General features: G+C 40.9%; 16 protein-coding genes, 1 tRNA gene and 1 pseudogene. 17 read left to right on the forward strand and 1 reads right to left on the reverse strand.

Translation table 11 applies throughout. The features are described from left to right. From RHS_RS28425 to RHS_RS28495, 15 genes and pseudogenes are all read left to right on the forward strand, one after another. A pseudogene (locus RHS_RS28425) lies at positions 1–1,190 on the forward strand (hypothetical protein); the annotation flags it as partial. A gap of 14 nt (positions 1,191–1,204) precedes the next feature. Continuing rightward, on the forward strand, positions 1,205–1,558 hold the full coding sequence (locus RHS_RS28430; RefSeq protein WP_047835102.1) for a hypothetical protein: 354 nt from the start codon (positions 1,205–1,207) through the stop codon (positions 1,556–1,558). A 15-nt stretch (positions 1,559–1,573) separates the two neighbouring features. Beyond that, positions 1,574–3,946 (forward strand): hypothetical protein, encoded by a 2,373-nt coding sequence (locus RHS_RS28435; protein ID WP_047835103.1) that lies wholly within the window; start codon positions 1,574–1,576, stop codon positions 3,944–3,946. Between the two features lie 12 nt (positions 3,947–3,958). Continuing rightward, the gene (locus RHS_RS28440; protein WP_047835104.1) at positions 3,959–4,180 is read left to right on the forward strand and encodes a hypothetical protein; all 222 of its coding nucleotides are present in this window, start codon (positions 3,959–3,961) and stop codon (positions 4,178–4,180) included. Then, positions 4,131–4,367 carry a hypothetical protein gene (locus tag RHS_RS28445; RefSeq protein WP_395023635.1) on the forward strand — a complete coding sequence of 79 codons (237 nt, stop codon included), beginning with the start codon at positions 4,131–4,133 and terminating at the stop codon, positions 4,365–4,367. The genes RHS_RS28440 and RHS_RS28445 overlap by 50 nt, the downstream gene beginning before the upstream one ends. A gap of 23 nt (positions 4,368–4,390) precedes the next feature. Continuing rightward, a complete protein-coding gene (locus tag RHS_RS28450; RefSeq protein WP_047835106.1) occupies positions 4,391–4,588 on the forward strand; it encodes a hypothetical protein in 198 nt (65 codons plus the stop codon). A 5-nt stretch (positions 4,589–4,593) separates the two neighbouring features. After that, on the forward strand, positions 4,594–4,908 hold the full coding sequence (locus tag RHS_RS28455; protein ID WP_047835107.1) for a hypothetical protein: 315 nt from the start codon (positions 4,594–4,596) through the stop codon (positions 4,906–4,908). A gap of 14 nt (positions 4,909–4,922) precedes the next feature. Continuing rightward, positions 4,923–5,831, forward strand: coding sequence for an Ig-like domain-containing protein (locus tag RHS_RS28460; protein WP_047835108.1), 909 nt, complete (start codon positions 4,923–4,925; stop codon positions 5,829–5,831). 11 nt (positions 5,832–5,842) lie between these two features. Further along, a complete protein-coding gene (locus tag RHS_RS32270; RefSeq protein ID WP_395023636.1) occupies positions 5,843–6,142 on the forward strand; it encodes a PF13754 domain-containing protein in 300 nt (99 codons plus the stop codon). Beyond that, positions 6,130–6,399, forward strand: a complete 270-nt coding sequence (locus RHS_RS28470; RefSeq protein ID WP_047835109.1) for a hypothetical protein — start codon at positions 6,130–6,132, stop codon at positions 6,397–6,399. Before RHS_RS32270 ends, RHS_RS28470 begins: the two co-directional genes overlap by 13 nt. Next, a complete protein-coding gene (locus RHS_RS32275; protein ID WP_395023637.1) occupies positions 6,399–6,575 on the forward strand; it encodes a hypothetical protein in 177 nt (58 codons plus the stop codon). The genes RHS_RS28470 and RHS_RS32275 overlap by 1 nt, the downstream gene beginning before the upstream one ends. Position 6,576: 1 nt before the next feature. Continuing rightward, positions 6,577–7,152: a hypothetical protein gene (locus RHS_RS28475; RefSeq protein ID WP_047835110.1), complete on the forward strand. Its 576-nt coding sequence runs from the start codon at positions 6,577–6,579 to the stop codon at positions 7,150–7,152. Between the two features lie 485 nt (positions 7,153–7,637). After that, the gene (locus RHS_RS28485) at positions 7,638–7,952 is read left to right on the forward strand and encodes a hypothetical protein (protein ID WP_047835112.1); all 315 of its coding nucleotides are present in this window, start codon (positions 7,638–7,640) and stop codon (positions 7,950–7,952) included. A 16-nt stretch (positions 7,953–7,968) separates the two neighbouring features. Next, complete coding sequence (locus RHS_RS28490) at positions 7,969–8,253, forward strand: phage holin family protein (RefSeq protein WP_047835113.1); 285 nt, start codon at positions 7,969–7,971, stop codon at positions 8,251–8,253. A 35-nt stretch (positions 8,254–8,288) separates the two neighbouring features. After that, a complete protein-coding gene (locus RHS_RS28495; RefSeq protein ID WP_395023638.1) occupies positions 8,289–9,812 on the forward strand; it encodes an N-acetylmuramoyl-L-alanine amidase in 1,524 nt (507 codons plus the stop codon). Between the two features lie 186 nt (positions 9,813–9,998). Here RHS_RS28495 and RHS_RS28500 read toward each other — a convergent pair. After that, positions 9,999–10,078 (reverse strand) — tRNA-Leu (locus RHS_RS28500). Between the two features lie 561 nt (positions 10,079–10,639). Between RHS_RS28500 and RHS_RS28505 the strand changes: the two genes are divergently transcribed. Together RHS_RS28505 and RHS_RS28510 are read left to right on the forward strand one after the other, a co-directional pair. Beyond that, entirely contained in the window at positions 10,640–12,178 is a 1,539-nt protein-coding gene (locus tag RHS_RS28505) for an ABC-F family ATP-binding cassette domain-containing protein (protein ID WP_047835114.1), read from the forward strand. Between the two features lie 138 nt (positions 12,179–12,316). Beyond that, positions 12,317–14,198: EAL domain-containing protein (locus tag RHS_RS28510; RefSeq protein ID WP_047835115.1), on the forward strand; the 1,882-nt coding region annotated here is incomplete at its 3' end.

Raw genomic sequence — 14,198 nt, forward strand, 5'->3', positions numbered from 1 at the left:
GCCAGATAAGGATTCTTACACCTCTTCTCGGGGGGATGGGAAGTGCAGCGACATCCGTTATCCCAATGCTGGGAAAAATGAAGTCGGCTGGTGTGGGATTATTCGACACAGTTAAAAATCTTGCTACAGGATTGGGAACAAAATTAGTAGGTGCATTTCAGTTTTTGATCAGCCCGGCTGGCCTGGTATGCGTTGCTATAGCAGCGATTATTGCAATTGGCGTTTTAGTTTGGAAAAACTGGGATACCATTAAGGCAAAGGCAATAGAAATCTGGGGAGCCATAAAGGAATGGTTCTCAAAAACAATAGATGCAATAAAAGGATTCTTTACCGGATTGTGGAGGGGGATCACTGACACTTTTGCAAGTGTAGGCAGTTGGTTTAAAGAAAAATTCACGGCTGCAAAAAATGCAGTTACCGGAGCATTCAGCACCATAGGATCCTGGTTTGGTAACAGATGGAAAGACATCTCGGGAGCATTTTCGAATACAAAATCGTTCTTCCAATCTACGTTTTCTGCGGCATGGGGAAAAGTGAAAAACGCTTTTTCAAAATCCGGGAGCTTCTTCGCGGGCGTGTGGAGTGGCATAACCGGTGCATTCGGGAATATAACCAATTGGTTTAAAGATAAGTTCTCTGCAGCCTGGGAAGCGGTTAAAAATGTATTTTCATCTGGTGGGCAAGTTTTTGATGGCATTAAAGACGGTATCTTAGAAGGACTCAAGGCTGTTATAAATGCACTAATCGACGGGATTAACGCTGTAATATCGGTACCTTTTAATGGAATTAACTGGGCGTTGGATCAACTGAGAAATTTAAGTATAGGGCCTCTGGAGCCATTTACCTGGCTTCCAAGCATAGATACACCGCAGATTCCTAAGTTAGCACAAGGTGGTTTCGTAAAACCAAACACACCACAGCTGGCCATGATCGGAGATAACCGGCACCAGGGCGAAGTTGTAGCACCGGAAGGTAAAATGCTGGAAATGGCAAAGCAGGCGGCATTGCTGGCTGCATCCGGAAGCATTACCAAGGCAGAACTGGAATCTATTGTTGACCGGGCAGTAATCCGGATAATAGCAGCATTATCTGCCCTTGGTTTTAACCTGGATGGGGAAACGATAGCGATTGCCGTACAGATGGCGCAAACCGGTATGGATCGAAGATTTAACGCAGTAACAATTAAGTAAGGAGGGGATGGCACATGTTTATATTGCAATCCGGGGACATTAAACTGCCAGCCCCCGTTTCCATGAAGATAAATGATGAAATTATATGGAGTTCGGACACTGGCAGGACATTAAATGCCTATATGATCGGAGAAGCCATTGCGGAGAAAAAGACAATTTCCCTGCAGTGGTCCTTTTTAACAGAGCAGGACATTGTCCTTATAAAAAGCATCATGACGGTAGGTTTTTTCCCGATTACGTTCCGGGATGATGGTAACTTAATCACGATGGACAGTTACCGTGGAACACTTTCTAAGGAAGTGATGGGAGATATAGGAGATGGGTACTATTGGTATAAAAGCGCCAATGTGGATTTAGTGCAACGATAAAGAGGTGATCAATAAATGATAAACACGAGTACAGAATATAAAAAAGCAATACAAAAAGACCGGGAGTTCCGTATCCAGGACACGATAACTTTCAAAGAAGGTACCAAACAGGGCAAAACGATAACCCTATCAACGGGTGATTTTATGTCTTACAGCATCAATGGTGCTACATCAAGTAGCGGGAAGTTCGATATAGGTGCGGCAGTAATAAAGAAGTACACTGCAGTTCTTAACAATATGGACAATAAATTTTCGGAGTATGATTTTGAAGGTGCAGATATCCGGTCCTATATCGGATTAAAGTTAGAAGACGGTATCTGGGAAGTGTTAAGTAAAGGGACTTACCGTGTATGTAAAGCAAGATCAAAAGATCTTACAATATCAATAGAGGCATATGACTATATGCTGTTCTTCGATCAACCTTATTCTAAAAGTAAGCTTTCCTACCCAGCAACCATTAATGAAATTATTGCGGATGCCTGTTTAAGCTGCCAGATGACATATAATGCCCAAACCATACAAAATGGTAGATTTACAGTAGAAAAGCGGCCGGAAGATGAAGCATTAACATTCAGGGATATTATATCTTACTGTGCTCAAATCATGTGTTGTTATGCAAGGATTAGCAACACAAATGCATTAGAATTTGGATGGTATGATTTTAGTATATTCGATAGAAATAACAACATTTTAGATGGAGGGAACCTCTCGGATTATGCCGGATCAAATGCAGATGGCGGTGATTTTAAAAGCTATACTGGCGATATAACGGATGGCGGTACTTTTGCTGATCAGAGAGATTTTCACCATCTTTATTTGCTGGGGAGTCAAGATATTGATGTAGCAGACATCGTAATTACTGGCGTAAAAGCTACAGCAGATAACAGTTCAGACGATAATAAAGAAAAAACAGAATCCTACCTGTATGGCACAGAGGATTATGCATTGTCTCTGGAAGGGAATCCATTGATACAGAAGGGACACGCAGAAGAAGTAGCGGGGTACGTAGGACCTAGAATTGCAGGGAGGCATTTTAGACCATTGTCCATAACCTGTTTGTCAGATCCAAGTATCGAAGAAGGGGATGTTGCCTATGTAACGGACCGTAAGAACAGTACCTATAAAACAGTTATAACAAATACAACATTTTCAATGGGCGGTTATCAATCTGTGATTTGCGACGCAGAAACAAAAACGGAGAACAATTACACCAGGTACGGTGCAGAAACAAAACTTCTTGCGCAGGCAAAAAAGGATATCAAAAACGAGATTAGTCAATATGACCTAGTAGCGCAGCAATTTGGTACATTAATGGCAAACGGAATGGGGCTTTATAGATCAACAGAGGAAAAGAATGGGGCCTTGGTATATTACATGCATGACAAACCTCATTTGGAAAATTCTAAGACAATTTGGAAAATGACAGAAGGTGCGTTTGCTGTTTCTACAGATGGTGGAATCAATTGGAATGCTGGTGTAGATAAAGAAGGAAACATCTTGGCTACGGTTTTGACAGTCTTGAAAGTTAACGCAGATTGGATAAATGCCGGGACTCTTACCCTTGGAGGTTTTAAGAATGAAGCAGGAACACTGAAGTTAATAGATAAAAATAAGAAAGTTATTATGACTCTTACTGAAGATGGTATTGATGTACTAAAGGGCAGCATTAAGGGGAGTACAATCACCTTAGGAGGATCTAATAATGCTGATGGGGCACTTACGGTAAAAAATAGTACAGGTGAAGTTGTAGCGACAATAAACAATGCAGGTGTTGATGTTAAAAAAGGAAGTATTCAAGGAAGTACGATTAGCGGTAACACAATTACCTTAGGTGGATCTAATAATGTGGATGGAATTCTTAAAATTTACAATACAGAAGGAACACAGGTAGGAAAATGGGACGCAAACGGTATCAACGTAACCACTGGCACATTTTCGGGAAGTCTCACCGCGGCAACAGGAACGTTTAAGGGTAAACTATCAGCGGCAACAGGAACATTTGCCGGAGATATTTCAGCGGCAACAGGAACATTTTCCGGTGTTGTCAATGTAAAAAACGAGAGTAGCTATCTGAAAGTAGCAAATGGAGAGATAACAGGCGGATATGGTAGTTCGCAGAGAGGATTTGTGGATTTTAGTGCTGCCACGCAAGATCTTTCAACCGGAGCCACATTATATGGGATGCAAATGCAGGCATCTGGAATTATACGCATCTCTGCACCACGGGTGTCGGTAGCAAATTCATCCAATATAAGTACCGTTGCCACTTTTTGCGGAACTGGTACTTTGAATTATGTCGAATCAATTAGGGATATAGGGAATGGGGGAATTGAATGGCAGCAGGCTTCCTTAAAATTTATTAACGGATTTATGTGTTCTGCACTATAAAAGGGGGATTACATGTATAAGGCAGTAAAAAAAAATACACAGATATATTTAGCACGCCCGAAAGAACAAATTGAGCAATATCTCGAACATGGTTGCGACATATACAAAGAAGATGATAACGGAAATATTGAACTTATAGCAACGCCAACACAGGGAATGAGTGAGGCAGAAAGAGAGGTATTGAATGGGAGCAGATATAACAGCAGCAGTAATCATGGATCAAACGTGTTATGATTTGGATTATTTCTTACACGCGAAAATGAAAGAGCGTGGCTTGTCGCCAGATTTAATGGAGTACATTTTAGAGAAAGAATTATCATATATGCGGTCACAGAAATTACGCATATATGCAGGAGTAATACTGGATCTATATAATGAAAATGAGGAAAAAGCCAAGAAAGAAGAAAACCCAGGAGAGTAATTATGAAAAGGAGTTATTAAATTATGAATAAAGTGACAAGTATTACAATATTAGAAACAGCAGAAGGAATCCGTACAAGTATTACTCTTTCTAAGATTGATGAAAAGGGACGTATTATAGAGGAGAAAAAAAGGGTAAACCGGATTGTTGTTGATCCCGAAATACAAACACATATTGCAGCATTGGAAGGATTTGCGCAAGCTGTAGTAGCTGAGGAGTGATTAAAATGATTATTCTAATAAGAAGAGGGAATGAAAAAGACTTTGATCCCTCTAAAATGCGCCCTGGTGAGTTTGCAGTAATGTTGGATACCAAGAAAGTATTTGCAACTTTTGCTGCTGGGGATGTAAAACAGCTTGCCACCATAGAAGATATGAAAAGTCTGCTCAATGCCACCAATGAGCAGTTTGCCGCCCTGCAGGAGCTGTTAAAGCAATTAGAAAGCGGCGGTGCAGCCAGTATTCTTTCGGATTTGGCGCAGGCAAAAAAAGATATAGAAACACTTAAATCAGACGTCCAGGGAGCCTTGGGCGTTATTTAAATGGAGGAAAAGACATGGCAGTAAAAACAGTTCAGGCCATTATAAACGGCCAAACCCATACTCTTACTTATAATAGTACTTCCAAAAAATACGAGGCAACTATTACAGCGCCCTCTGGATCATCTTACAATGTAAATGCTGGGCATTACTACCCAGTAACTGTAAAAGCTACGGATGAGGCGGGGAATGTAACAACTAAGGCGGATACCGATGCAACACTGGGTGACAGCTTAAAGTTAAAAGTAAAAGAAAAAGTGGCACCGGTAATTACGATTACAGCACCTACAGCAAGTGCAAGGATTACTAATAATAAGCCAACCGTAACATTTACAGTTACTGATGCAGATTCCGGTGTTAATCCAGATACAATTAAGATTACCATTGGATCCACTGTTATCACATCCGGTATTACAAAGACGCAGAACGGTAAGAACTACACCTGCAGTTACATACCTTCGACGGCACTTCCGGAAGGCAGTAACACAATTCGGGTAGACGCGTCTGACTTTGATGGAAATGCCGCAGCACAGAAATCTGTAACTTTTGTTGTGGATACTGTTCCACCAACACTGTCCGTAACAGCGCCGGTGGATAACTTAATTACAAACCAGGCAGCATGTACTGTAACAGGAACAACAAACGATGCAACTTCCAGTCCTTGTACAGTAACCGTAAAACTGAATGCCGGTGCAGCGGAAGCCGTTACAGTTAATGCAGATGGTACATTTTCAAAAGCATTAACACTTGTTGCGGGAAGCAATACAATTACAGTTGTGTCTTCGGATACTGCTGGGAAATCCAGCACAGTTACCAGGACAGTTACATTGGATCAGGTAGCTCCGACTATCAAGTCTGTAACGATTACGCCAAACCCGGTGGACGCTGGAACAACTTATATTATTTCTGTAGAAGTTACGGATTAGGCGGTGATCCTATGGCAGTAAAACGCTTGATGGGAAAAGTTGATCAAATAGAAATCTTATTTGAACGCATGGAAGGGGATCTGTGGCAAGTACAGGTCCCTGGAGATGAGGACTGCACATATATTTTAGAGCTATATGCCGCTGATGAAGCCGGCAATGAAACATTTATGACCAGAATCTTCTTTATGTATGATGCTTCTAAGAAGACAGTCATTTTAAAGCCAATACCATATAAGGCTATATTGTACGCAAAAACATATTACGGTAGAAGAATTCTTAATGAAAAGGGGGTGGGCGGATGCTTAAAGTAAAGTTTGATATCGGAGAAGAGCGGCATGTTCGGGTTGAAATAACATCTGAAGCAGGTGGGGAATTTCAGATCCGGAATGCCACTTATGAACTTCTAACAGAGGATGAATCTTTGGAAGCAGAAGGCAGATGTGTAGTAGATGACCATGTCATAGATGCTTATATATGCCCACTGACTGCGGGAATGTATACACTTAAATATATTTATCTGATAGGTGATGAAACCTGGATTGAACCGGTAAGGGTGGTGGTATCGTAATGGCAGTAGCAAATATTGTTATAAACGATGTAAGCATAAGCCCAAACCCGGTTAATACCGGGCAACAGTATAAAGTGGCCGTTGGAATTGTGCCGGAGATATTTGAAATTACTACGATGGATGACTATTCTCTGGTTGATACTGATGGTTATATCTTAATTTGTAAGGAGGAATAGCATGGCAACAAGAAAAATAGCGGATCTGACACAGGCCACCACGGCGAGTGACGCAGATCTGATGGTCATACAGGATACAAGCAAGACAAAGAAAATAACATTCTCAACTTTACTTACCAGCATTAAATCAAAACTTGGAGTAGGTACAGTGGCTAACTTAAACACAACCAGCAAGGAACTGGTGGGGGCCATAAATGAGATAAACACGAATTTAGCTAATATACCGGCCACGCTTATTTTTAAAGGTAATTCTGCAGTGAGAAGTGGCACAAACTTGCTTTTAAATGCAGGGCTAGTAATTGGGAGCTATAAGTATGCTCAAATTCATTATACTTTTTGGGGTTATAAATATTGTAAGAATGTAACCGTACTTGACAATCCAAAAGCACATAATTACGTTCTGGAAGCAAACTTTTTTGATACTATTTACAGGCATGCTTCCTGTTTGTTTAAAATTAATGGTCGGTATTTAGAATTTATCAAGCCATATCGCTACAATTTGGGTGATTCAGGACCGGTTGCTTGCGAAGGTGAATTTTATATAGAAGAGGTATGGGCTAAAAATACACCTTTTTAATTAGTTAGCAAGCAATAATTATACTTCCGACAAGCCATTCATTTGCAGCAATTGCTTTGCCTGAAAGTACTAAGACATCCCCGTTCGCCTCAACTTTTATTGTTGTATTATAAGTACCATTGTCATAGTTGCCATAAAAAGTGTGAGCTGGGCGGGATCCGGCTGGCAGCGCTATAAGTTTATGCCATACATTTAATGGTAGAGGGGATTTTGCCTGCAATGCAATAGTTACAATAAGTATTTTTCCCACTTTATCGGTTATTATGTTACCGGATGAATACCATAAATTATACATTTTATCGTAATTATATGTTGTAGCTAAATTCGTGTTTATCTCGGAAAATAGAGCATTTATAAGAGTTCATTTGAAATGAATTTTTATAAGTGCTTTATTTGTAGTGAAAGGAGTGATTTTATATGGAAATCAGAGCAACCCCCACACTGTATGGATTTAATTGGTAGAAAAACGAAAGGCAGGCAGAGAGATGAATGACGAAGAAGTGGCAGTAAGGATTGCCGAATATGGAAAAGAGATCGGTTCTTTAAAGCACAGGACAACAGATCTGGAAGAACAGCAAAAGAGTATACAGGAACTTGCAATGTCCGTTAAAGAGTTGGCATTGAACATGAAAACGATGATGGAAGAACAAAAGAAACAGGGCGAACGCCTGCAGAAACTGGAAAACGAACCGGCAGAACGCTGGAACAGTGCAAAGAAGACAGCGTTCACGACCATAGTTTCTGTTATATCTGGGGCACTGGCAACTGGGTTGATCTTCATGGTAGCCCAATACTTATAAGAAGAGAGGTAATACTATGGATTTAGGATTTTTACAGGATTATTATATTCCAGTAGTTTTAGTAGCATGTTTAATCGTAGGTTACTGCATTAAGCACATAACCTGGCTGGAAAAGGTAAGTAACCAGTACATACCAACGATTCTGGCAGTGCTGGGGGCTGTTCTGGCGTGCGTATCGGCAGGACTGGCAAATACTCCAATAGGGTTAGAAACCGTTGTGTATGGAGCGTTTACAGGATTAGCAAGTACAGGATTACACCAGGCATTTACAAAGATCATCAATAAATCAGAGGGCGAGTAAACGCTCTCTTTCTTTTGGAAAGGGTAGGTAACATTATGCAGATAAATAAGAAAATAACCCCTTACAATCACTACAACGGCAGAAATGGACAGGCAATCCAATACATTGTTATACACTATGTCGGCGCCTTGGGAGGAGCAGAAGCAAACTGCACTTACTACGCCAGCGGAGATGTTGGAGCCAGTGCGCATTACTATGTAGGATTCTCAGGTGAAATTTGGCAGAGTGTGGAAGACTGCAACGGAGCATGGAGCGTAGGCGGTGGCAGACAGGGAAGCGGCGGCGGAGCATTCTACGGCAAGGCAAATAATTACAATACGTTAAATATAGAGATGTGTGTCAGGAAGCGTAGCACCACCTCTATGAATGCCAATGACCAGGATTGGTATTACGAAGATGCTACAGTAAAAGCAACCATAGAGTTAACAAAGATGCTGATGCAAAAATATGGGATTCCAGTTGACCGGGTTATCCGTCACTATGATGTAAATGGAAAGATCTGCCCCAATCCATATGTACTAGATGAATCTGCATGGCAGGCATTTAAAAAGAAGCTTTACGGAAGCGCAGCGGCAACCGGAACAAAGATTACCGGTAAATCGGAAGTTACAGCAGAGCAGATGCAGAAATATATTCGATCCAAAAATCCCAGCGTGGCACAATCCGTTTTGGATATGGTCCCGAAGTACATTCAGGAAGGAAAGACAGAGGGCATCCGGGGAGATATCGCATTTGCGCAAAGCTGCCTAGAGACCGGAAACTTTACTTTTAAAGATAGCGCCGTTACATTGGATCAGAACAACTTTTGTGGTATGGGCGTAACCGCAAATGGAATGAGAGGTAATTCCTTCCCCAACACAAAGACCGGTATCAGGGCGCAGATCCAGCACCTTAAAGCATACGCCTGCGCTGAGCCACTAAGCAAAGAATGTGTAGACCCAAGGTTCCAATACGTAGAAAGAGGCTGTGCAGAATACGTAGAATGGCTGGGCATCCAGGAGAATCCAAAAGGCAAAGGATGGGCTGCAGGCAGCGGATATGGCAGCAAGATATTAAATATCCTGGAGGCTATTACAGGTATAAAAGAAGAACAGCCGAAACCGGCACCAGCGCCACAACCAGAACCGGAGCAAACCGGTATGTATAAAGTGCAGGCCGGCAGTTACAGCAACAAAGCAAATGCAGAAAAGCAGGTAATGGCACTTAAAAGTAATGGATACGATGCCATCATAAAGGAAGAAGCAGGACAGTTCAAAGTTCAGTGTGGCTCATTTTCTAATAAGAAGAATGCAGATATGTTGGTAAGGCAGATAAAAGAATCCGGATTAGATGCTATTGTTAAAGGAACAGACAATTCTATCTGGGTAGGGAAATGCACCAGGGATGGTGTTAATGTACGGAAGGGACCAGGGACTAACTACGGTAACATTGCGGGGTATCCGCAGTTAAATAAAGGCAATCTGGTGGATGTAATTAATCGAGAGGCTAATTGGTACCAGATACTAATAGACAAGAAATACTCTGGATTTATCGCAGAACAGTATATAGAAAAGGTATAAAAATACCCCGGCAATAACCGGGGCAAAGCATATAATATCATCACATTTCCATGTTGCATTTCATGTTGCATACCCCCGAAAAAATGCAACACGCCCTGTAAATTCCCAACCTTTCAAGTAAAACAAAAACACCGCCAACCCCTCTAAACACAAGGAATCAACGGTATTCTCACATATTCCATAGCCTGCGGATAACAGGACTTGAACCTGCACGGTCTCCCACCAGAACCTAAATCTGGCGCGTCTGCCAATTCCGCCATATCCGCATATCATTAAGATCATATTGCTTATGAATATATTACTTAACAACCTTTGGTATTATAACCTGATCTGACAGGATTCGTCAAGATATTTTTTTCATAAAATCGGAATAATTTTAAATACTCATTGACACTCCCAAATTCATATGGTATATATACTGTAGAACAAACAGAAGCCGTCTTTCCAAAGGGGCATGATCTGTGAAAGGAATTCATTATGATTACGATATGCAACAAATTCGTGAAGTTAGTCGAGAAACTTAACTCTGTACAACTGGAAATTGATTCGGTGAAGCATTGTGCAGAGGTTAATCAGAGGGTTTAGGCCCTGTTCTTCATCGGCAGATAAAGTATTCAAGGTGTAGCAGATGGCTATGCTTGGTTTGTGTACTTATTTGCCGGCATATGAGATGAATGATAGATATGGCCATGGACAAGTTGCTTTGTCCATGGCCTTTTGTTTTGCAGAAAAATAGTTTGTTGACAAAACAGAGGGTCCGTACCTTACAGGTGCAGTCTCTCTGTTTTTTTGTATTTATGATTATGAAATAGAAAAGAGGAAATGATATGAGTTTATTAGACGTTACAGAATTAACACACAGTTTTGCAGAAAAAGCATTGTACCAGAATGCGGAGTTTCATTTATTTAAAGGGGAACACATTGGAGTTGTCGGTCAGAATGGAGCTGGAAAAAGTACCCTGATCAAAATATTGCTTGGTGATGTGGTACCTGACCATGGGGAAGTAAAGTGGCAGTCAGGTATTCAGCTTGGTCATCTTGACCAGTATGCAGTAATTAAACAGGAAATGACCATTATGAAATATCTGCAGACGGCATTTGCAGATCTCTATGCCATGGAAGAAAAAATGGAAAAACTGTATCAGGAGGGGGCCGAAGAGGCAAATGAAGAGCTGTTGATACGGGCAGGCAGGTATCAGGAGCAATTGATTACAGAAGAATTCTATGAGATTGGAAGTAAGATTGGCAAAGTTGCTACGGGACTTGGGCTGGATGCGGTTGGGATGGAGCAGCCGTTAGAAAAATTGAGTGGGGGACAGCGGGCAAAGGTAATTCTTGCAAAATTATTATTATCTAAGCCAGAAGTTTTGCTGCTTGATGAACCTACTAATTTTCTGGATAAAGAGCATGTGGATTGGCTGTCTGAATTCCTGAACTGTTTTGAGGGGGCATTTGTTGTGGTATCTCATGATTTTGAATTTCTGGAGAAGATCACCACGGGGATTTTGGATATCGAGTTTGGAACAGTGCGTAAGTACAGTGGAAGTTACCTGAAGTTCCTGGATCAGAAAGTGCATCTCAGGGAAGATTACATCCGGCAGTATCATGCCCAGCAGCGGAAAATTGAAAAAACAGAAGAATATATACGAAAAAATAAAGCAGGAGTGAATGCAAAAATGGCAAGGGGACGGCAGAAACAATTAGACCGTCTGGAGCGGATCGCACCGCCAAACTTTACCACAAAGCCTGTAATACAGTTTCAGGAGACGGAAATATCGCCGGGAAAGGCACTTTCAGTTACCAATCTGGAAATCGGATACTATTATCCACTGCTGTCTAAAATTAGCTTTGTTGTTAACGGTGGCCAGAAGATCGTGGTCACAGGATTTAATGGTATAGGAAAATCTACTCTGTTAAAGACTTTGATTGGGAAAATACCTAAATTAGCAGGCAGTTTCCGGTTTTTAGAGCAGGTAAAGATTGGATATTACGAGCAGGATCTGCGTTGGGAAGATCCAAATAGAACTCCACTGCAGATTATATCGGACTGCTATCCGTCAATGAAAAATAAGGAGGTGCGTAAGGCCCTGGCGCGGTGTGGAGTAAAAGAAGAGCATGTGCTAAGGGGAATTAAAACTTTAAGCGGTGGAGAGCAGTCTAAAGTTAAGCTTTGCAGGCTTCTTTTATCCCCATGTAATTTCCTGATCATGGATGAGCCGACCAACCATCTGGATCAGGATGCGAAAGAAGCTCTGAAAAATGCTTTGATAAAATTCGAGGGGAGCGTCATATTAGTTTCCCATGAGGAAAAATTTTACAGAGACTGGGCAGATAAAGTACTGGATATAGAAAAAGAGATTTTATGAAAAAGTATGTCCTATTCGCAGGCAAGTATGTTATAATTATTTATGCTTCTGGCAGATTAAAAAAGCAGATTAATAAGCAGATTAAATAATAGATTAAAAAGCTATTATAAAAGCAGATACTTAAAGGAGAAGGCATACATGGATCAGTGGAATACTGACCGTATCATAGATAATATGGATGCATTTGTCTATGCGATACGTTATGATACGCATCAGTTTTTATATACGAATAAAGTTATGCGGGAGAAGTTTCCTGAATTACAAAAAGACATCACCTGCCATAAACTGTTTTTTTGCAGTGATGAGGTCTGTAAGGATTGTCCGATGGGAAGCGGGCAGGGGGAAAATAATGTCAGATCTGTTATGTGGATTGAAAGCCTGCAGCAATGGCTGCAGTTGGATTATAGTGCATATCAGGATGAAAAACTGGGGTTTTGCTTTGTATGTATCGGTGTTGATATTACCAGTGTAAAAGAGTCTATCCGCATGACGAAGACTGTTCTGGATGGTATTCATGCAGCTGCTTATACGGTGGGGATGGAAGATTACAGGATCAGTTTTGTTAATCAGGAACTGCGCAACATGCTGCCGGATATTCAGGAGAAGGATCTTTGTTATCAGGCACTGTGGAATAATCAGAAACCCTGCAGTCATTGCCCGATTCCCCATCTGAATGAGGATAATCCCAGCAGGAAAATGGAGATATATAATGAAAAGTTAAATAAATATCTAAGCATAGACAGTGTAAGAGTATTAGGATCAGACTCAAAACCGGTTGCGATATTTACCGGCTACGATATATCCAAGCGTATTGCTTATGAAAATCAGTTGAAAGACACCTTATTTAAAGATATGCAGCTCGGGATTAAGAATAGGGCGTCTTTTATGGAAGATCTGTCTATGCTGTTCCAAGATGGAAAAAATGGCTGTGTATGTATCTTAAATATGAAGAATTTTAATAATTACAATCTTGTTTTTGGAAGGCAGCAGGGAGATGCATTACTGAAATTGATTGTGGAGAGATGTGTAGAGATATATCCAAAGCATCGTGTATATCGCGTGGGTGGAGCTAAATTTGCATTTCTGGCATCTTGTGAGGAACAGTGTAACCTGATCCGGGAGAAGATTGTCAAGGCGATTCAGGATGAGTCACATAAAAACGGACAGAATTTTCGGCTTTTCATAGATGTGGTTTTAATTGATTTCCCACAATATGCTCCGAATCCTGAAATGGTGATACATAATGCGGAATACATGCTGTCAAAGGCAAAGAAGACAGAATCCAGTGAAGTGCTGTATTTTAGAAAAACGGAACAAATACAGATGGAGAGAAAAAACCAGATAGCAGGCATTATTCGCGAAAAAGCAGCAGAACAATCTTTTGAAGTTTATTATCAGCCTATTTATGAGATTGAATCCGGTACATATACCAAGTGCGAAGCACTTTTACGGGTGAAGGATAATAAATTAGGCTGGATATCACCATCAGAATTTATTCCCATTGCAGAACAGAGCGGATTGATTAATCAGCTTGGGGTCTTTGTTTTGGAAGAGGCCTGCAGAATGATTGCCAAAAGGGAGAAAATGGGGCTGGACCCTGTACAGATTAACGTAAATGTATCTACGGTACAATTTTCAAAAAGCACTTTTTATGATGACGTTACACAGGTAGTTCAAAAGTATCATATAGATCCGGCGCTGATCCAACTGGAGGTTACCGAAAGCATTATTATCAATTCATTTGATTATATCATAAATATTATGCGGCGGTTAATCGAGTTTGGGGTATCTTTTGCCATAGATGATTTTGGAACGGGATATTCCAGCCTGAGTTATATCGGAACACTTCCGGTAGAAAGTATTAAATTAGACAAAAGTTTTGTGGATAAGATCGCAGAATCCGAAGTTTATCTTCTGATCGTGAAAAATGTAATTGAGATTGCAAAGGGACTTCAGTTTCAAATTGTGGCAGAGGGAGTGGAAGGCAGGAATCAATATGAGATATTGAAGCGCCTGGACT

Source organism: Robinsoniella sp. RHS (assembly GCF_001029355.1).
Lineage (GTDB): Bacteria > Bacillota > Clostridia > Lachnospirales > Lachnospiraceae > Robinsoniella > Robinsoniella peoriensis.

Coding starts and splice junctions, on each gene's coding strand:
- RHS_RS28460 (WP_047835108.1), top strand. CDS start 4,923: ATGGCAGTAAAAACAGTTCAGGCCATTATAAACGGCCAAACCCATACT.
- RHS_RS28495 (WP_395023638.1), top strand. CDS start 8,289: ATGCAGATAAATAAGAAAATAACCCCTTACAATCACTACAACGGCAGA.
- RHS_RS28470 (WP_047835109.1), top strand. CDS start 6,130: ATGCTTAAAGTAAAGTTTGATATCGGAGAAGAGCGGCATGTTCGGGTT.
- RHS_RS28455 (WP_047835107.1), top strand. CDS start 4,594: ATGATTATTCTAATAAGAAGAGGGAATGAAAAAGACTTTGATCCCTCT.
- RHS_RS28485 (WP_047835112.1), top strand. CDS start 7,638: ATGAATGACGAAGAAGTGGCAGTAAGGATTGCCGAATATGGAAAAGAG.
- RHS_RS32275 (WP_395023637.1), top strand. CDS start 6,399: ATGGCAGTAGCAAATATTGTTATAAACGATGTAAGCATAAGCCCAAAC.
- RHS_RS28430 (WP_047835102.1), top strand. CDS start 1,205: ATGTTTATATTGCAATCCGGGGACATTAAACTGCCAGCCCCCGTTTCC.
- RHS_RS28450 (WP_047835106.1), top strand. CDS start 4,391: ATGAATAAAGTGACAAGTATTACAATATTAGAAACAGCAGAAGGAATC.
- RHS_RS28445 (WP_395023635.1), top strand. CDS start 4,131: ATGGGAGCAGATATAACAGCAGCAGTAATCATGGATCAAACGTGTTAT.
- RHS_RS32270 (WP_395023636.1), top strand. CDS start 5,843: ATGGCAGTAAAACGCTTGATGGGAAAAGTTGATCAAATAGAAATCTTA.
- RHS_RS28490 (WP_047835113.1), top strand. CDS start 7,969: ATGGATTTAGGATTTTTACAGGATTATTATATTCCAGTAGTTTTAGTA.
- RHS_RS28505 (WP_047835114.1), top strand. CDS start 10,640: ATGAGTTTATTAGACGTTACAGAATTAACACACAGTTTTGCAGAAAAA.
- RHS_RS28440 (WP_047835104.1), top strand. CDS start 3,959: ATGTATAAGGCAGTAAAAAAAAATACACAGATATATTTAGCACGCCCG.
- RHS_RS28475 (WP_047835110.1), top strand. CDS start 6,577: ATGGCAACAAGAAAAATAGCGGATCTGACACAGGCCACCACGGCGAGT.
- RHS_RS28435 (WP_047835103.1), top strand. CDS start 1,574: ATGATAAACACGAGTACAGAATATAAAAAAGCAATACAAAAAGACCGG.